15 protein-coding genes are annotated in these 18,399 nt (G+C 40.9%); 3 read left to right on the top strand and 12 right to left on the bottom strand.

Annotation, left to right across the window (positions count from 1 at the left end; all coding sequences use genetic code 11):
• The first annotated feature begins 60 nt into the window (after nucleotides 1-60).
• On the top strand, nucleotides 61-1,200 hold the full coding sequence (locus tag QOX35_RS09875) for an isochorismatase family protein (RefSeq protein WP_283686763.1): 1,140 nt from the start codon (nucleotides 61-63) through the stop codon (nucleotides 1,198-1,200).
• 288 nt (nucleotides 1,201-1,488) lie between these two features.
• Here the strand turns inward: QOX35_RS09875 and rplT are convergent, their stop codons facing one another.
• The 4 genes from rplT to QOX35_RS09855 all read right to left on the bottom strand — a co-directional run bounded on the left by rplT (nucleotide 1,489) and on the right by QOX35_RS09855 (nucleotide 3,603).
• Complete coding sequence (gene rplT, locus QOX35_RS09870; protein ID WP_006798843.1) at nucleotides 1,489-1,833, bottom strand: 50S ribosomal protein L20; 345 nt, start codon at nucleotides 1,831-1,833, stop codon at nucleotides 1,489-1,491.
• A gap of 102 nt (nucleotides 1,834-1,935) precedes the next feature.
• The gene (rpmI, locus tag QOX35_RS09865) at nucleotides 1,936-2,133 is read right to left on the bottom strand and encodes a 50S ribosomal protein L35 (protein WP_006843779.1); all 198 of its coding nucleotides are present in this window, start codon (nucleotides 2,131-2,133) and stop codon (nucleotides 1,936-1,938) included.
• A 53-nt stretch (nucleotides 2,134-2,186) separates the two neighbouring features.
• Nucleotides 2,187-2,810, bottom strand: coding sequence for a translation initiation factor IF-3 (gene infC, locus QOX35_RS09860; protein ID WP_252638338.1), 624 nt, complete (start codon nucleotides 2,808-2,810; stop codon nucleotides 2,187-2,189).
• A 223-nt stretch (nucleotides 2,811-3,033) separates the two neighbouring features.
• A complete protein-coding gene (locus QOX35_RS09855; RefSeq protein WP_283686762.1) occupies nucleotides 3,034-3,603 on the bottom strand; it encodes a DUF4468 domain-containing protein in 570 nt (189 codons plus the stop codon).
• Nucleotides 3,604-3,881: 278 nt separating this feature from the next.
• Between QOX35_RS09855 and QOX35_RS09850 the strand changes: the two genes are divergently transcribed.
• Nucleotides 3,882-4,343, top strand: coding sequence for a hypothetical protein (locus QOX35_RS09850; RefSeq protein ID WP_283686761.1), 462 nt, complete (start codon nucleotides 3,882-3,884; stop codon nucleotides 4,341-4,343).
• Nucleotides 4,344-4,458: 115 nt separating this feature from the next.
• On the opposite strand, the gene thrS is transcribed toward QOX35_RS09850, so the two are convergent.
• On the bottom strand, nucleotides 4,459-6,411 hold the full coding sequence (gene thrS / locus QOX35_RS09845; RefSeq protein WP_283686759.1) for a threonine--tRNA ligase: 1,953 nt from the start codon (nucleotides 6,409-6,411) through the stop codon (nucleotides 4,459-4,461).
• Nucleotides 6,412-7,092: 681 nt separating this feature from the next.
• On the opposite strand from thrS, the gene QOX35_RS09840 reads away from it, so the two are divergent.
• The gene (locus QOX35_RS09840; RefSeq protein ID WP_283686758.1) at nucleotides 7,093-9,030 is read left to right on the top strand and encodes a hypothetical protein; all 1,938 of its coding nucleotides are present in this window, start codon (nucleotides 7,093-7,095) and stop codon (nucleotides 9,028-9,030) included.
• Nucleotides 9,031-9,279: 249 nt separating this feature from the next.
• Here QOX35_RS09840 and QOX35_RS09835 read toward each other — a convergent pair whose 3' ends face one another.
• The 7 genes from QOX35_RS09835 to QOX35_RS09805 all read right to left on the bottom strand — a co-directional run bounded on the left by QOX35_RS09835 (nucleotide 9,280) and on the right by QOX35_RS09805 (nucleotide 18,369).
• The gene (locus QOX35_RS09835) at nucleotides 9,280-11,340 is read right to left on the bottom strand and encodes a tetratricopeptide repeat protein (protein ID WP_283686757.1); all 2,061 of its coding nucleotides are present in this window, start codon (nucleotides 11,338-11,340) and stop codon (nucleotides 9,280-9,282) included.
• A 109-nt stretch (nucleotides 11,341-11,449) separates the two neighbouring features.
• Nucleotides 11,450-13,846 (bottom strand): exopolysaccharide transport family protein, encoded by a 2,397-nt coding sequence (locus QOX35_RS09830; protein ID WP_283686756.1) that lies wholly within the window; start codon nucleotides 13,844-13,846, stop codon nucleotides 11,450-11,452.
• A 49-nt stretch (nucleotides 13,847-13,895) separates the two neighbouring features.
• Nucleotides 13,896-14,639, bottom strand: a complete 744-nt coding sequence (locus QOX35_RS09825) for a polysaccharide biosynthesis/export family protein (RefSeq protein ID WP_135104636.1) — start codon at nucleotides 14,637-14,639, stop codon at nucleotides 13,896-13,898.
• A gap of 1 nt (nucleotide 14,640) precedes the next feature.
• On the bottom strand, nucleotides 14,641-15,453 hold the full coding sequence (locus QOX35_RS09820; RefSeq protein ID WP_283686755.1) for a polysaccharide biosynthesis/export family protein: 813 nt from the start codon (nucleotides 15,451-15,453) through the stop codon (nucleotides 14,641-14,643).
• A gap of 11 nt (nucleotides 15,454-15,464) precedes the next feature.
• A complete protein-coding gene (def, locus tag QOX35_RS09815) occupies nucleotides 15,465-16,028 on the bottom strand; it encodes a peptide deformylase (RefSeq protein WP_283686754.1) in 564 nt (187 codons plus the stop codon).
• A gap of 7 nt (nucleotides 16,029-16,035) precedes the next feature.
• A complete protein-coding gene (gene ruvX, locus QOX35_RS09810; protein WP_006843792.1) occupies nucleotides 16,036-16,461 on the bottom strand; it encodes a Holliday junction resolvase RuvX in 426 nt (141 codons plus the stop codon).
• Nucleotides 16,462-16,791: 330 nt separating this feature from the next.
• Nucleotides 16,792-18,369 (bottom strand): RagB/SusD family nutrient uptake outer membrane protein, encoded by a 1,578-nt coding sequence (locus QOX35_RS09805; RefSeq protein WP_283686753.1) that lies wholly within the window; start codon nucleotides 18,367-18,369, stop codon nucleotides 16,792-16,794.
• Between the last annotated feature and the right edge of the window lie 30 nt (nucleotides 18,370-18,399).

Genomic DNA, 18,399 nt, shown 5'->3' with positions numbered 1-18,399 from the left:
TTTACAATTCATGAATATTATATACAAATAAGGGAGTTTAATTTCATTAAAATAAAAAAAATGAAGAAAGTAAAAGTATTATTGACTATAGCCATAATGGCTGCTACAACATCACTGCATGCACAAGACTTTAAGTCAAGAACAAATAATGTAAAAAAGTCTGCACTTATTCTCATCGAAACACAGAATGAATGGATGCATCCCGATGGATTATTGTATAAAAGATTTGAAAGTAAAGAGATGTTTGATAAATCTGTTCAGAATCTCGAATCCGTATTGGCTTATGCACGAAAAACAGGTATGCCAGTCATACATTGTGGATTAAGGTTTCAGAAAGGGCACCCCGAATTAGCAAACGGAAAAACCGGACTAAGGGAAGCCATCAGTTGTTTCGAAACTTTTCCGGACAGTAATTTTCGTTCCGATTTCTACGAAACCCTAATACCAATCGAAGGCGAATTTATAACCTCCGGACGAACAGGGTCGAGTGGTTTTGCCGGCTCAAATCTTGATATCTTCTTAAGGCATAATAATATTGAGACACTCTATCTGGTGGGATATGCAACCAACGTTTGCGTGGAATCCACATTCAGGGAAGCACACGACAAAGGTTATTACCCTGTGATGATACATGACGCCTGCGCCACATTCGACAACCAACAACAGGAGCATGTGCTAAAACACATCGTCCATCACTACGGTGAAGCGATAGACACCGATTACTTTACGAAAATGTATAACGAATCCGAAAAATGGCTGCACGATAGTTGGCTGTTTGAAACCGGCAAATTATCGAAAAAGTCGGACGAAGAAGCAATAAAAGAAATACTGACAGAATCCTTTCTGAACGGAGCACTTAACAAACTAGATGCTGATAAAATGCGAGATGGCTTCCACCCTGATTTTGCAATACTGATTGCAAATGAAGACAAGCTCAACAAGTTGCCTTTGAATATCTGGATAGACGTGGTTAATAAATATAAAGCATCATCCGACAAAGTAGCATCGGGCGAAAGAAATGTTGATTACTCATTTGAAACAATAGATATTACAGGCAATGCGGCTATTGTAAAAATTCAACTTCTGAGAAAAGGTCAATTAATAACTACCGACTACATATCGTTACTCAAATATGCTGATGGCTGGAAGGCTGTTTCAAAAATATCAAACGAGCATATCCCTAATCCGTTTAATATATAGATCTAAGGCGTGTACATTATAGGGGATCTGTAATCTCCTTGCACTTTCTGCTCTATCTTCTTTTATCATCCTGAGACTTGTCATTGGCTCCGCTTCGCTCTGACGAATTCGCAGAATCAGCGGAGCTAACAGTTGTTTCTGAGTGAAACGAAGAATCTCTTCCCTCTTTCTATTATGAGATGCTTCACTGCCGTTCAGCATGACAGAGAGCGGAGCACTACGATACTGATAGAAACAAAAAAAAGCAACCACAGTGGGTTGCTTTTTCTTTGTATATAAAGATATTCTTTATTTTACTTTATCTACGATTGCTTTGAACGCTTCCGGATGGTTCATTGCAAGGTCTGCAAGAACTTTACGGTTGATCTCTACTCCATTCTTGTGAAGAGCACCCATCAGGCGAGAGTAAGACATACCTTCCAAACGTGCAGCAGCATTGATACGTTGTATCCAAAGTGCACGGAAGTTGCGTTTTTTAGCACGACGGTCACGGAAAGCATAGGTAAGACCTTTTTCCCATGTGTTTTTGGCTACTGTCCACACATTTTTGCGGGCTCCATAGTAACCTCTTGTTAATTTCAGAACTTTTTTTCTGCGGTTGCGCGAAGCAACATGATTGACTGATCTTGGCATAATTTACGTTGTTTTGAATGATAGCGGTTTTTTTATTTCAAAAACACTTTGCTGCATACATCCGGTTAATAAATCTTTAAAACTTGCTTTTAAGAAATACAATTATTTCATTCCCAACAATTGCTTAACAGACTTTTCGTCCACCTTGCTTACTGTTGTTGTGTGAGTAAGGTTTCTTTTCTGTTTTTTTGTTTTCTTAGTCAAGATGTGACTTTTGAAAGCATGTTTTCTTTTGATTTTTCCTGTTCCGGTAAGGGCAAACCTCTTTTTGGCACCGGAATTAGTCTTCTTTTTTGGCATCTCAGTTTATTAATTAAATTAATTTATATACGAATGCAATTCTTTCGAACTGCTTATTCTGCACTTTTTTCTTCGTCCTCTTTCTTTTCCACTTTCACCTTTGGCTTATCTTCCTTCGGTTTAGCAGGAGCAGCCTTTGCTGGTGATTTTTTAGGAGACATCATCATGATCATTCTCTTACCTTCAAGTGCCGGCAACTGATCTACTTTTCCGTAGTCTTCAAGCTCGGTAGCAAAACGAAGCAACAACACCTCTCCTTGTTCTTTAAACAAGATGGAACGTCCCTTGAAGAACACATAAGCCTTTAGCTTAGAACCTTCTTCGAGGAATCCTTTGGCGTGTTTCAACTTGAAATTGAAGTCATGATCGTCGGTCTGTGGTCCGAAACGAATTTCTTTCACCACCACCTTCACCGATTTGGCTTTGGCTTCTTTTTGCTTTTTCTTTTGTTGATAGAGGAATTTCTGATAATCTGTAATCCTACAAACAGGAGGTTCTGCTGTTGGAGAGATTTCAACGAGGTCAAGCTCAAGCTCATCAGCCAATCGTAAAGCCTCACCAATAGAGTATACCCCTTGCTCGACATTATCTCCGACTAAACGAACTTCTCTAGCTCGAATGTTATTATTGATCTTGTGTAACTCTTCTTTTTTTTGATTAAATCTATTGTTCCTCATTCAAAAAATGTTAGATTCTTTTCCTTTATTTTTTATTTATTTTTATTTTTAAAACAAAGCTGGGTGCAAAGGTAATAAAAAACTTATTGAATTTGTATAAATTTCCCTATCTTTTTAATTCAAAGGGGGATGTCTCCTATTCTTACTTATACATCCAAAATTGCCACAGCTTCATCACTTTAGTTTCAATTAATCAGATTTCGTTTTGTATAACGGCTCTTATTTACCAATTATCATTTACACTAGCTCCATCCGATTGAATGAAATCAATAAACATCTTCACTTCATTATTAAAATGGTCTTCAAGTTTTTGCTTTTCATTTTTCATCAAAAGTTTTCCTTTATTATCAAAAATAGCCCAGCCTTTCATTTTACTGGCAGCAATATAAAACTCATTGCCACCCTCCTCGAAGGTTAAACTCAGAGTTGTGATATTATAGCGAACACGCCCATCCCGAAATCTCATTTCTATCTGATAAGCGCCATTTATTTTGAGACTAACCAGCATTTTAGAAAAGCTGAATATCGTTGGGTAATAAAGACTATATCGCAAATAATCTCCATCTAAATCGGATTTTATTGCAAATTTGGGATTCGACATTTTTTCATTTACATACCGCTTAGACATACTATACAAGTCTGATGCCGATTTTCCGTCAACAGGAATAACTAAAAAGTCTTTCGATGTATCAGCAGCGTCCCTCAACCCTTCGGGGGTTAATTCAAATTGCTGCGAAAAACAGGATAATGAGATCACTCCCAAAATGAGTGTAATTAATAAAGTTTTTTTCATTGTATCGTCTTTTATGTTTGCATTAAAAAACTAATATACGAAATAAAACCTTAAAAACCGCATGAATAGACAAACTTAGCCAAAAACAGAATCAAATTACACTCTATATATTACAGTATATATAATGTAACCCTTAGAGCATCATCGGCATATCCATAAAACGATGAGAATGCAAAGAGTTAGTAGCAAAGATTAAACTACACAAAATCGTACTCTTGCCTTATCGTATCTAATCGGAAATTGTTAACTTTATCAAAAGAATGAATAAAATACGCTAGATGAAAAACATTTTACCTTTCGAAAACATTGTATACGAGACTCATCTGTCCGAAAATGATATACAAAATAGAATAAACGACATTATCAGAATACAGAATACGTACAAAGGATACTCCACAAGCAATGCATTTGAGATAAAACGCAATATAAATTATCAGAATTCTTTTTCACCTAAAATCAAAGGCGAATTTCACAACGAATGGGGCAAGACCATAATCAGAGTAAAAATGAAACTTCCTAGTTATGTTATTATTTTTTTGGGCTTCTGGTTCTCATTCATTATTCTCATCGGTATCTTGTTTCCTTTTTTAATAAAGGAGAATGAGTTCGGCATATTTTCTTTAATTCCTTACGTAATGTTGATTATGGGATGTGCATTAACGATAGGAGCATTTAAGTTTGAAAGCATCAGAAGCAAAAAAGACTTACAGCAAATATTCGAGGCAACGATAATTAAGTGAATGCTCTCAGAATTGAAACAACAAGAAAGCTGAAATCTTGTACAAATACAAAGAGTCCCAAAAGTTATAAGAACTTTTGGGACTCTTTTATATTACGTAGTAAAAATGACGACACTTAAGCCTGCTGTTCCCAAGCATTCATCATCTGTTCCATTTCTTCATTTAGCTGTGCGGCAAAGTTCACAAACTTCATCGAGCCTTTATCACCATCGCCCTGTTTGCGGATCGAAACCTCTTCACTTTCGGCTTCTTTCTCTCCCACAATCAGCAAGTAAGGGATACGCTTCAATTCGTTGTCACGGATTTTGCGTCCAATCTTTTCGTTACGGTCGTCGACCTGCGAACTGATACCCTGTTGCTTGAAATAGTGAGACACACGGTGAGCATAGTCGTTAAACTTCTCGCTGATAGGCAATATCACCACCTGATCGGGAGCAAGCCACAATGGGAATTTTCCGGCTGTATGCTCTATAAGCACGGCAATGAAACGCTCCATCGACCCAAACGGTGCACGGTGAATCATCACCGGACGGTGCTTTTGGTTGTCGGCTCCTGTGTATTCGAGTTCGAAACGTTCAGGAAGGTTGTAGTCTACCTGTATTGTTCCCAACTGCCAACGGCGACCCAATGCGTCCTTCACCATAAAGTCGAGCTTAGGACCATAGAAAGCCGCTTCGCCAAGCTCTACACGTGCCGGCAAACCTTTTTCTTCACAGGCTTCTATAATGGCACGCTCTGCTTTCTCCCAGTTTGCATCGCTACCGATATATTTTTCACGATTGTTAGGGTCTCTGAGCGAGATTTGTGCTTCGAAGCTTTCAAAATTAAGAGCCTTGAAAATAATGAATACAATATCCATCACTTTGAGGAACTCTTCTTTGAGCTGCTCAGGTGTACAGAAAATATGCGCATCGTCCTGGGTAAATCCACGTACCCTTGTCAGTCCATGAAGCTCGCCGCTTTGCTCGTAACGGTATACAGTACCAAACTCAGCCATACGCAAAGGCAGGTCACGATATGAGCGCGGAACAACTTTGTATATTTCGCAGTGATGAGGACAGTTCATCGGTTTCAACAAGAACTCCTCTCCTTCTTCCGGTGTATGTATCGGCTGGAAAGAATCCTGTCCGTATTTTGCATAGTGACCCGAAGTCACGTAAAGCAATTTACTACCGATATGCGGTGTCATCACCTGTTGGTATTCGAATCTCTTCTGTATCTTCTTGAGGAAGTCTTCGAGTTTGAGACGCAACTGAGTACCACGAGGCAACCACAACGGAAGGCCTTTACCCACATTTTCGGAGAAGGCAAACAGTTCAAGCTCTTTTCCTATCTTGCGGTGGTCACGCTTCTTGGCTTCTTCGAGCATCAAAAGGTACTCGTCGAGCATTTTCTTTTTAGGGAAAGTGATACCGTAAAGACGTGTCAGCTGCTTGCGTTTTTCGTCGCCACGCCAGTATGCACCCGCCGCACTAAGTATCTTCACTGCCTTGATATACGATGTATTGGGCAAGTGAGGTCCACGGCAAAGGTCGGTAAATACCCCTTGTGTATATGTTGTAATGGTTCCGTCCGCAAGGTCGTTGATAAGTTCTACCTTATACCCCTCGTTACGGTCGCCAAACATTTTGAGCGCATCGGTCTTTGTTATACTCTGACGTTTGATCTCTTCCTTATTGGCTATCAGCTCCATCATTTTAGCTTCGATCTTATGAAAATCGGCATCTTTGACAGGTGTATCACCAAAGTCTATATCATAATAGAATCCATTCTCGATGGCAGGGCCTATCCCAAATTTTGCATGAGGGTAAAGTATCTGCACCGCTTCGGCCATAAGGTGTGCCGACGAATGCCAGTATGCATGCTTTCCGTCTTCATCTTCCCATTTCAGCAATTCGATCGTCGCATCCGTATCTATTGGTCTTGTTAAATCCCAAACCTCCCCGTTTACCTTTGCGGCAAGCACGTCTTGCGCCAAACGGGAACTGATACTCTCAGCAACCTGCATAGATGTTGTTCCTTTTTCGAATTCTCTTACGGAACCATCCGGAAATGTAATTTTAATCATATTCGTCTTTCTCTTTTTTTAGTTATGCAGCTCCTACAAATAAGCTGCTTTCCAGAACTTGCAAAAATAAACATTTTTTACAGATTAATATAATTAGCCATCACAGATTTTATTCAATTCCACTATTTACGCCCCGCATCCATCTTTCCGAAACCTACGTTATTGAAGCCTTCTTCATAAACTCTTCTTATGCATTTAGTTATATGATTATTAAAGGGTTGTTTTTTTATATAATATTATTATCTTTGCATAATATTTGTGACAAACATTTATTAAACGAGGCAACACAAGTCGGTAATACGGAAGACTTATTTATGAATTCTGACCAGAACAATATGTTTATTGAGCATATATTTCTTTCTGATGATGTACAAGATATGTTTATTTCATTGGTAGCATAAAGTCGGTTTACATATAATTTTTCTTTATTTTCAATCCACTTGCTTCTCTTTTATTTGTCATAAACAAATTAGACATAAAACTTTACAAAAGTGTATACTAAACAAATACTGTATTTTATAAAATTAAAATCTTATTCCTCTGTCTCTATGCCAGAGAATAAATAGCACGACTTGCTATTTTCATAAAAAAGAAAAAAGCGATAAAAAAAATAGATACTTACAACAAACAAGACTATGCGATTATACACGATTATTCATAAAACTTAAAATTGAAAACTACATGAAGCAGACAAACATGAGACAAATGCCAAAACGTATATCCTTCGGGGTATTATTATTGCTGATAGCAATTTTCTGCACAAATCTGACAACAAATGCACAAGTAACCATTGGTTCGGGTGAACCCTCTGCTACCGGAGCATTATTGCAGCTGAAAGATAAAGACAATATTATTGATGGTACAGCCAATGCCTCAAAAGGGTTAGCCTTACCACGTGTAAACCTCTCACAGAAGAATCAGCTCTTCCCTATGCTTTTGAAAGATTCGAGCAATCCGACTTCCGGACCTAGCGATGATTATGCGGCAAACAAGACGGGCATAGATCAGATGCACACCGGACTGATTGTATATAATCTGGTAGAAGACGACGATAAGGAACTGTGTATGGGACTAAACCAATGGGACGGTGAAAAATGGAATTGCTTCGAATCTAAGCTTGGTAACGCCGTTGTAGAAATAGGTAATTGCGACTCGTTGACCTTTGCGGGGATATACCAAAACAATGTATCGCTAAACGCAAGCAATTACATGACTATACCATTGCACGTAACAAAGGCAGGGGCATACAATATAATTACAATGCCCGACCCGTCTAACGGCTATTACTTTACCGCTTCGGGCGTTTTTCTGACTACGGGTTATTATTACCTTTCTATCCCCGGTGCAGGAACTCCAACCAATCATACGGTAGGAACAGCAGGTGATCTCATAAAAATAACATTTAACGGAAAACAACTGACCACTTGCGACCCTTTGCGTATCAATGTGGAAGATTCTTCGGTGAAACCTGTTTACAATATGTCTTGTAGTGCCACTAAGGTGAGAGGTGTATATGAGCTAAATAAACCGCTCGACCCCGATGCAAATTACATTGAAGTGACATTGAATGTAACAGCCCCATACGGAGCAACCTACTCTATTGAAACAAACACAGTAGATGGCATCTACTTCAAAGGCTCGGGTCTGCTAAGTACTGCCAGCCAAACAGTAAAACTTCAAGGCTATGGTACTCCCACCAGTGTAGAAAACAAGGTAATGACAATCACATCCAACAGTTCTTCAAATGTTTCCACCTGTAAGGCAACCGTTGTGGTAAGCTATCCTACAAAATCGGTATTTGCGTTCGGATATTATGAAAATACAGCCGGATATCTAGGTCAGCCCGGATCGGGACTAAGAAAAATGATGGATGCTTCTGTCAACTTTGGTAATACAGAAAACAGCACCGTTAAGATAGTACCTTATTCAGCGAATCAAACATTCTATCCGTACAATGTTGTAAGCGGAGGAGCAGCCTACAATACAGCCACCGTTAAAAGCTATCTGGATACAAAACCCGATATTGTTATCACTGGTTTTGACCTCGACCCTCTCGATAAAGCAACTATGGCAAGCAATTTGGTCGATTATCTAAAAAAAGGAGGTGTCCTTATCTTTGTATGCGAACGTCAGGCAATGGTGAAAGCTTTTTTTGAAGCTCTGTATCCGGGATATACCATCACGGCAGACTGGACAACAACCAATGTGATGTCTCTAAACTTTGTGAATGACGACATTGTGAATGGTCCTTTTGGCGATATACGAGGGCTTTTGTGGGGTAATGACAGTTATGGTGCTTCGGGTGCTCAAGGCTTACCCGATGATGACGATATAGTAATTATATCTAAAAACAACAGTGGAACACCAATGATATTGAAGCACAAAAGATACAACCTCCTCTTCATCAGTGAGGGCGGATTTGCAGCCAACTTCAATGGTACTACAGGATCAGGAGCCGGTGGATCGGCCTCTACATATCCTCTAGCCATCGATGCCAGCTTCAAACCTACTACGCGTACGGGATGGACCGGAGGTAATGTAGAAAATGCACGACTTATGGCAAATGCCCTAGCTTGGGCAATCAAGCAAGCGCAATTTAACGGGATAAATACGCCTTGATTTTGTATTATTGAAGAAGTGGGGGACAAACACTTCTACTGCATATTAGAAAGAAGCCTGTATATAAACAGGCTTCTTTTGTTTTTTAGGGGAAAGATTATAAAAAGAATAGGTTAAGCATCGCCTATTTTCGAGAGATCATTTCAACCGATTATTTTTAGTCATAACCTCTCACCGACAAATCCCGATTGCAGATATAATAAAAGGTTTATCATTTGATTTCAATTGAGTTACTTAATAAGGAGAAGACTACTCGGTCATACGCTTGATAATACTATAAGCTTCTATCACACCAAGCTCTCCGGCTTTGCGCATATCGTCCAAAGCACGGTCTTTGTCCTTGATCTGGAAGCGTGCCAACCCACGATTATAGTATGCTTCGGCAAACTGAGGGTCGCGCCTGATGGCTTCGTTATAATCTAAGATTGCCGCACGGAAATCATTTTGCTTGTAGCGTATTTCCGCTCTGTTGTAGTAAGCATATACAAACTCAGGGTTAAGCTCTATAACCTTGCTGTAGTTTTTCACAATGAGGTCGTACTCCATCTTTCCCGGATCGAGCATCGATGCTCCTGCACCTGTCAAGGTAGCATCTTTCTTCGCATTAGCTCCTGTCAAAGAAGAAAGGGCATCGGGCTGTTCCGATTTCTTATCATATTCAGGAACGTTCTCTTTCAACTCCAATTGCTTGGTATATACCACCGCCAAGTCGAAATAAGCCAACGTAAATCGAGGATCGAGAGCAATCGCCTTATTGAAATTTTCGATAGAGTTGCCAAAGTCTTGGACTAGCATGTAATCCAATGCACGAGCATAGTACAACTCGGCATTCGCAGGGCTTTCCTCTATCCGTTTCGACAGTTCGTTTATCGACCAGAAATGATCCGCTATCTGAGGCTCATTCAGAGCGGCTTCGCTATTGGTTATCCTCAACTTTTTGGGCAATGTAGACTTGCGGTTAAGACCGTCTACCAACTGGCTATAATATACAAAACGTCTGATGTCGTTCGGTTTTTCGTAATAAGTAATCACAAAGCGTGGTTCGAGCTCAAGGCGCACTTGCTTATTCTGAATACGTCCACGAGAGTTACTTTCGTACTTGCTCTTTTCTTCGTCTTTCTTATCGGCAACAACAAGCAAGTTAAATTTATCGATATCCTTATCGGATGTTTCCCTTGTCTTAGCCTCCTCTTCAGTAATGCCTTTGGCTGCCATTTCTTTATTCTTTCGTGCCTCTTCGTTTCGGGCATAATTGAAGTCACGTTCCGCACCCTTCAGGTCGTTTTGCCTGCGTTTGATTTCGCCCCTGCTATAGAATCCATGATAAAACTCGGGATACTGGGCAAGCACCACATTAAGGTCGGCAATCGCTCCATTGTAGTCGCCGATATTACTCTTTATCAGAGACCTGTTGAAGTAGGCAATATAGTTGTTAGGCTCAAACTTGAGTACTACATCGAAGTCGGCAATGGCGCGGTTATCGTCACCTACCTGTGCACGTAGCAAGCCTCGGTTGAAGCGAGCAATTATATTGTTTGCATCGAGCTCTATAACCTTGTCGTAGTCGGCCATAGCGCCACGAAGGTCGTTTTTGGAATAACGAATAAGCCCCCGGTTGATATAGTTGCCCGATTGGAGAGGTTCTATCTTTATAGCTTCGTCTAAGTCCGCCAAAGCCTTATCATAGTCTTTCTTGTAGTAATGGAGCAATCCACGCATAGAGTACGACTGAGCCATATACTTATCCTGCTTGATGGCTTCATTGTAGTTTTCGAATGCCTGAATGGTATCTCCTTTTTCCTGATACATGGCTCCACGTGTCAGATACCCCTGAGTATATGTCGGGTATATGCGAAGCAGCTCGTTCAGATATTTCTCGGCTTGGTCATAATCTTTCTTCTGAATGTTGACAATACCCATATTTACGAGCGTAAACTTATCGTTCGGATAGTTATCCAAAGACACTTTATAATCTTCCAACGCCCCGTCGTAATTATTCTGATTTTGACGGGCATCGGCTCTCAACTGATATGCCTTCGATATAAACGGATTTCGCTCCAATGCCAGCGTACAATCGTCTTCCGTTCCTTTAAAGTCGTCGAGATAATATTTTGCGATTGCCCTGTAAAAATAAGGCTCGGCAAGATACGGCTTTGCTTTTATCACCTGATTGAAATACTGAATAGCAAGCACGTAATCTTCATAATAAAGCGAATTTCGGCCAATGAGGATTACTCTATCCGTATTTATTTGGGCAAAACTAGACAGACTGCTGAATAAAAGGAATATTGAGAATAGAAACTTTTTCACGATTATAGTGTATTAATCAACGATTGGCAAATATATGAATAATACATTAACAAAAAAGAAGAGAGACCGTTGGAGCCTCTCTTTTTTATATTTTTTAGTTTTTCGAAATTTAACTTTCAAAATAGTCGTCGTGATAATACGAATTCTTCTTCAGATAGTATGTCTTGTCACCATAGTAGCGTGATGTTCCATAATAACCTTCCCTACCCTTCACATCGTTGAACACCAAGGCTATGTTTTCCACACCATCGAACCCAAGTTGTGTAATCACGCTCTTAAAGAACGCCTTATTGGTTTTGGCTCGGCGCACCACAAACAGCGTTGTATCGGCCATAGATGAAAGAATGTAGGCATCGGAAACAAGACCTACGGGACTACAGTCTACAATAACATAGTCGTACTCTTCTTTCAGGTGCTCCAACAGCTGCTTTGTTTTGGCAGTCTTGATCAGCTCACTCGGGTTAGGAGGAAGCGTTCCCGCAGGGATAATATCGAATCCGTAGTCGGGATGCGAAATGATGATCTCTTCCAAAGTAACCTGTCCTATCAGATAGTTGGATATTCCCTTTTGTGCGTCGATCTGTAGTGTTTTTCCTACCGAAGGACGTCTGAGGTCGAGATCGACAATAATTACCTTCTTACCCATCAACTGGTAAACAGAAGCCACATTGGTAGCGATAAACGTTTTACCATCGGCAGGCTCGGTAGAGGTAACCAATATGGTGATTTTATTTTCACGCTGAGCCATATATTCTATGCGTACACGCATATTGCGGAACGATTCGGCAAAGCTCGATTTGGGGAAATTCTTCACCAGCACGACACCGCCGGCGAGCTTTTTCGAGATATTCTCGATAGTCCCGATAACGGGCAATCCCGATATTTTTTCACATTCCTCTTTAGAAGTGATCGCAAAATTGAGAACCTCTTCTTTGACTACGACAAAGATCAACGGAATAACCAAAGCTATCATCAAAAAGTACATATAATTTTTGCTCTTCTCGCCCGTATTCATTGCTCCGCCAACCATACGTGGATATTCCCATATAAAGTTGTCGGGTGTATTGGATGCTCTCTGTATCTTGGCTTCGTACTGCCTTTGGGTAAGAAACTGGTGATACATCTCGTTGACATTGTATTCTCGCTGATACTTTATCAGGTCGCGCTCCTGAGGAGGAAGGTTGTCGAGCTTCAGATCGAGGTTCTGATATTTCTTCACCAAGAGGTCTTTCTGATCCTGAAGCTTCACCTGAATAAGTTGCAGCTCCCTCAATATCTGCACACGGCTCTCGTTCAGCTTGTTGATAGCCGTCATATAAATCGGGCTCTTAGGCCCTAAGTTCTTCGACTTTCTAAGCTCCTGATTATATTCCTCAACGTATCTCGACAATTTTATTTCGTCTGTCAACCCTATACTTATAGGATCTATCAGCTCTGCACTACCCATAATGCCTTCTTTGATCTTCTGTGTAGTAAACAGTACAGTTTTTTCTCGCATCGCCACCTGATCTCTATCCACATCGGCAACATCAAGCTCCCGCCTCACGGTAGCCGAAGACACCTCATATACTCCCGTCTCTTTCTGGAATCGTTCGAGTTTGAGACGTGATATATTCAGCGAGTCGTTGATAACGGTTATCTGGGCATCGAGGAATTTGATCGTCAGGTCGGCCTGTTGATTTTTCAAAGCCAGATTATAATCCTGAAACTCATCCAACAACGCTTTCAGATAATCCATATCCTTAGCCGGATCTGTTCCGTACATACTGACGGTAAGAGCCGTAGAGTTTTCGGTTTTGAGGGCAGTAGACACCCGTCCGCTATACATCCCTGTGAGTTGGCTATTGGTAAAAAAGCGGAAACTAAAGGGCAGAAAGTCGCGCTTGAAGTTTTTCGTTTTGCGAATCGTACCTTTAAAGAATTTATTCTCTACAGGACTATCAAACACGATATTGAAGGCTTCTTCGGGTTCTCCGTCCAAGCCATCCTTGTAGCTCACACGTATCTGGCTATCGCTAACGTATGCCACATCAAAGACTTTGCTGTACGCCTGAGGCGTAATATCTGTTTCGAGGCTATCGATAGCAATTTCGATGGGCGAATCGGTGTAAAGACTGATATATTTAAACCTTGTCTGGATAAAGTAGTCGATATGCATCTTCTTCGGCAGGTTCTTTACCGTTCTTTCGGTAAGCCCATACGATTCCAATACAATCTGCTGATTTTCGGTATTACGCAAGATACTTCCCAGCGGCACTGCTCCCGATATCATACTCGACCCCCGGTCTTCGAGTATTATCATAGCCTGAATTCCGTAGAAAGGCACCCACGATTTATTTTTTATAAATGCGTATGCCATAAACAGCGCTATCGAAATAACAAAGAGATACCAGTATTTCAATATGCGGTAAAACCAAAGTACGAAGTCGAAAGACAAGGTCGTCTTGGCCTTTATCTCTTCGAAATACGGGTCCGTATCAGCTCCAGGTTTATTATTTATGTCCATCGTAAAAAAGTATTTGTGCTAGAAAGGGTTGCTTTTGTATTTATATCGATCACCAGCGATACATCACCGTATACACGAGGAATGTAAGAGGGATCATCATCGTTGCCGCAAACGAGCCTAACGATTCTATATTAAAGAACGAATTCTTGTTTGTAGGGAAATATATCAGGTCGTTGGGACGTATATAGTAGAACTCGGACTGAATCACATCCTGGGTTCTGAGGTCGAAAGTTTTTACTATCGAATTTCCCAAAGCGTCTCTACGGATGATACTTACCTTCGACAAATCCATCGTACCCGTAGTCTGCTGCGATATGGCCAATGCCTGATAAATGGTCATATTATCTTTATAAACAGAATAGAAGCCCTGTTTGTTAGACGCAAGTATATAAAAATAGTTGCTTGACAATGTCACTTTTACCTGTGCATCGAGGATAGACTCCTGTATCAGCTTCTGGATAATATCTTCTGCCTCCTGAACCGTACGGCCTGCCACCTTGACTTTGCCGAAGAAAGGGAGAATAACTGTACTGTCGCTATAGATGGTATATGCTTTGAGTGCATTCTGATTGGGACCCACCACCGAGTTGAAAGCACGGAATACTTCTTCGTCGCTGGTAGAGATAGAGCATGATATTTTATCATCCACAGCCAGCCTGTATTCGGTATAAGGCTGTAGAGGATATTGCAAGTTGATATTTTGCAGATAATTTATTTCTTCACTCGAGATGCAGGAAGAGAATATACCAACCATCATCAAACCGGATAACATGTAATATATTATAGCCTTCATATCAAAATACTCTAAGTGTAAATACAATAACCCCGGCCACTGATGTCAGCAAACCGAACAAACCGGCAAAAGAAGTGGTTGTACCAAGAAACTTACGTTTCATCTGAGGGATATACAACACATCGTTGGGCTGTATATAGTAATATTCCGAATCTATGATATCCTTGCTTCGGAGGTCGAATGTCTTTACGGTAGAGCCTGTTTCCGTCTGGCGGATAATGCTCACTTTCGATCTGTCGGCGTATGCTCCTATCGTGCTGGCTATAGAGAGAGCCTGATAGATGGTCATGGTTGTACTGGGCATGTGTATGCGGTTTGCCCCCGCTTCGCCAAGTATGCTGAAGTATCTGTTGTAGAGAGACACTTCGGCAGTAGTTCCGTCGGCATAGGCATTCAGCTTGTTGGATATAACATTCCTTATTTCGAGCATTGTTTGCCCTTGCACATACACCTTACCGATGTAGGGAAATGTTATCGTTCCGTCGGCATATACGGTTACAGGAGGCACTCCGGCTGCATCGTCGAGCCCTCTTGTCTGCGAGTAAGCGTCGACTCCTGTACGCTCGCTGATACCTTGCCCCGAAAAACGAGGGGTATAAGCCGAAAACATGGCTTTGGTCTGTTCATCCCATGCATATACAACAATACTGAGTTGGTCGCCCGGTATCACACGATATTGATCGGGCTTGACTGACGTTTCGGGATATTTAAGTTTTATGTCTTGTAAAAAGTCTGTGTCCTTGTTTGTTACACAAGAGCTAAGACTGTAAAAAATAGAAACAAGTATTATAAATACCTTGATCACACTTTTCATAATAACAGGTCTTAGTTTTTTGTTTGCACCGGTTTTACTCTATATCGGCAATTTGTCCTCCCCTTTAGTAGGTTATTTAATTTAGATTTTATCAATTGTTTTCTGATTCCCGAGATAAGGTCTACAAACAGTACGCCTTCTATATGGTCGTATTCGTGCTGAATGCAACGAGCGAAGAAATCCTCATACACCTCGTCGTGAGCTACAAAATTTTCGTCGAGATACTGAATGCGGATTCTCTCTTTACGCTCCACCATTTCGTTGATTCCCGGTATGCTGAGGCATCCTTCTTCCAACTTCACAGGCTCGCCTGACTCTTCTACTATCCGAGGATTGATAAACACTTTCTTAAATCCTGCGTATTTGGGTTCATCTTCGGCCAGCGGCTCGAGGTCTATCACAAAAAGGCGAATAGCCAATCCTATCTGAGGTGCTGCCAGTCCGATGCCATCGGCATTGTACATGGTTTCGAACATATTGCCGATAAGCGTCTCCAGATTTGGGTAATCTTTTGTAATATCTTCTCCGACTTTCCTAAGCACCGGATGTCCGTATAAGTATATTGGTAATATCATTGTTTAATTATTTGCTTTGTAATCGTAAACTTTCCATGTACCCTTGCAGTATAATAGTTGCACTGATCTCGTCTACAAGGCTTTTGTTCTGTCTGTCTGTTTTCTTTAATCCTGCGTCCAGCATTGTTTTGTGTGCCAAGGCTGAAGTGAACCGCTCATCATAATATTCTATCTGCATATCGGGATAGAGAGATTGCAACTTCTTAACAAATGGACGGATGTGCTTCATGTTCTCCGAATATTCGTTATTCATTTGTTTTGGCAAACCCACAATGATGCGCTCTACATCTTCTTTCTGCAAATATGTTTTCAGATAATCCAAAAGAGTATGGGTGGGCACGGTAGTCAGTCCGTTAGCTATTATCTTAAGTGTATCCGATACTGCGATACCTGTCCGCTTTGTTCCATAATCCAGAGCTAAATATCTTCCCATATTATTTCGGCAAAGGTAGAAAAAATATTTATTTCCCTCTAATATAAAGAAGTAAATATAATAAGCGTGTCATTTCTTTTGACTGCTTCATCTTTCTTGGAGCATAATTTTGACACCGACTAATCAATCATCTCTACATTTGTAACATCACGAAACAACAATTGTTTTCGGTCGGCATGCAAATCGTAACAATACAAGTCTTTCTTAAAATATATACAGGCAGCAAGAACGAGTCTTACTGCCTGTACTTATCCGAAATCCAATATTAAATCTATCAGATGCCGAAACGGGCATTTACATATAAAAGGGCAATCATCTTTCTTTTACCTTTTACCATCCTTTGTTTGGGTTCTTATCCCACCATAGTTTTGTACTATAGTTATCTTGTCCGCCTAGCAGTTTCACAGCCTCGTTGTAGTTCTGTGTATTATTGTTCTGCTCATCAGGCGGGAACGGAATACGAGAAGCGAATCTTGTTTTCAGATTTGCATCGGTATTCGAATTTAACAATACAGGGAAGAAACGTGGATATCCGGTACGGCGTTGTTCGCTCCATGCTTCTTGTCCCAGCGGATACATTGCAATCCACTTCTGAGTGATAACTCTCTCCAATTTGGTTTCGAACGGATCTGCATCATTCCATTTTATTGTAATCGTGCTTATGGCTTTTGCTGCCAACGCAGGATCAGGATCGTTGTAGTCGCCCGGTTTGCTTACTGCATCTTGCAGGTATGCATCGGCACCGCTTGCCAACCACTGAGAGAATGACAGCTTAACGCCTTCTTCATAAAGTTCTTTAGCTGTACCACCCATATCCCAGCCTCTTAGTGCTCCTTCGGCTCTTAGGAATGCTACTTCCGAAGCAGGAAGCCACAATGTTGGTGCTGTTTGGGTATAAGTAGCGGACGAATATTTATCGGCCCAGTCTTTTCCCGGAACAGCAATACCTGCTCTCAAACCAAGATATTCAGGACCATTTGCCACCTGACTTTTTGTAAAATACCTGGACAAACGGGGATCGCTATAGCCCGACAAATAGGCGATAATATCGGCACAGGCTCGCGAGTCGCCCCATGATGTCGTTACTGTCCAGATTGGATTTTGAGGGAATGCATTCTGTGCAATATCATTATTGCTTACAATTACTCCCAACGTATGTTTTACGGCTTCTTCTGCTTTTTGTTTAGCAAGTTCAGGATTTGCATATACGATACGCATTGCCATACGAAGCTTGAGCGAGTTAGCATATTTTATCCATTTGGTAAAATCTCCGCTATATACTTTGTCAAATTTAGCCATCGCCGTATAGTTCGGGTTGGCAGCAACAAATGTTGTAAGCTCGGCAATAGCAGCATCCAGATCGGTAAGCATATTTTTGTATACATCTTCCTGACTATCGTAAGCCGAACCAAGGCTTCCTCCACCCACTTTGGAGTAAGGGATAGGTCCGTACAGGTCTGTGATACGTTGCATAGATGTAACACGCAATATCTGAGCCCATGCATAAAGAGGTCCTTCGCCTTTGGTTTGCTCCTTCACTTGTGTCCATCCTCCGTATACTTTTTCGAAAGCATCCTTAAACGGAGAGTTGATCCATCCGGCAGGTGCATTGAAAGTAGAGAAGTTTGAAGACCATGTATTTGCAATAGACAGATAGCGTCCGTATGGGTCACCGATAAGGTTTTCGCCCATCTGGTAAGCATTTTCCTGTGCAGGGTATGCATAATTCAGCATCTGAGGGAAAAATGCACCCAGCTTATAGTAACCTTCAAGAATTTCCTTGTCGGTAGGTTGAGCAGGATTTCTGTTCATGTCTTCGAAGTTGTCGGTACATGATACCAAAACAAGTGAGCACAACAGTGCTGAAGCAAGTCCTGTTTTTATCTTTTGAAATATATTGTTATTCATAATTTTAACTTTTAATATTGTATGAACAAT

This window comes from Dysgonomonas sp. Marseille-Q5470 (genome assembly GCF_951230145.1).
GTDB lineage: Bacteria > Bacteroidota > Bacteroidia > Bacteroidales > Dysgonomonadaceae > Dysgonomonas.
Note: the sequence above shows the minus strand (reverse complement) of the source record. Positions and strands in the feature narration are given on the sequence as shown.

What these genes read in the sequence shown, in the direction of transcription:
- infC (WP_252638338.1), bottom strand. Translation starts at nt 2,810, where the DNA reads ATGAGGAACAATAGATTTAATCAAAAAAAAGAAGAGTTACACAAGATC.
- rpmI (WP_006843779.1), bottom strand. Translation starts at nt 2,133, where the DNA reads ATGCCAAAAAAGAAGACTAATTCCGGTGCCAAAAAGAGGTTTGCCCTT.
- QOX35_RS09805 (WP_283686753.1), bottom strand. Translation starts at nt 18,369, where the DNA reads ATGAATAACAATATATTTCAAAAGATAAAAACAGGACTTGCTTCAGCA.
- QOX35_RS09830 (WP_283686756.1), bottom strand. Translation starts at nt 13,846, where the DNA reads ATGGACATAAATAATAAACCTGGAGCTGATACGGACCCGTATTTCGAA.
- QOX35_RS09875 (WP_283686763.1), top strand. Translation starts at nt 61, where the DNA reads ATGAAGAAAGTAAAAGTATTATTGACTATAGCCATAATGGCTGCTACA.
- QOX35_RS09855 (WP_283686762.1), bottom strand. Translation starts at nt 3,603, where the DNA reads ATGAAAAAAACTTTATTAATTACACTCATTTTGGGAGTGATCTCATTA.
- def (WP_283686754.1), bottom strand. Translation starts at nt 16,028, where the DNA reads ATGATATTACCAATATACTTATACGGACATCCGGTGCTTAGGAAAGTC.
- QOX35_RS09820 (WP_283686755.1), bottom strand. Translation starts at nt 15,453, where the DNA reads ATGAAAAGTGTGATCAAGGTATTTATAATACTTGTTTCTATTTTTTAC.
- QOX35_RS09825 (WP_135104636.1), bottom strand. Translation starts at nt 14,639, where the DNA reads ATGAAGGCTATAATATATTACATGTTATCCGGTTTGATGATGGTTGGT.
- QOX35_RS09850 (WP_283686761.1), top strand. Translation starts at nt 3,882, where the DNA reads ATGAAAAACATTTTACCTTTCGAAAACATTGTATACGAGACTCATCTG.
- ruvX (WP_006843792.1), bottom strand. Translation starts at nt 16,461, where the DNA reads ATGGGAAGATATTTAGCTCTGGATTATGGAACAAAGCGGACAGGTATC.
- rplT (WP_006798843.1), bottom strand. Translation starts at nt 1,833, where the DNA reads ATGCCAAGATCAGTCAATCATGTTGCTTCGCGCAACCGCAGAAAAAAA.
- QOX35_RS09840 (WP_283686758.1), top strand. Translation starts at nt 7,093, where the DNA reads ATGAAGCAGACAAACATGAGACAAATGCCAAAACGTATATCCTTCGGG.
- thrS (WP_283686759.1), bottom strand. Translation starts at nt 6,411, where the DNA reads ATGATTAAAATTACATTTCCGGATGGTTCCGTAAGAGAATTCGAAAAA.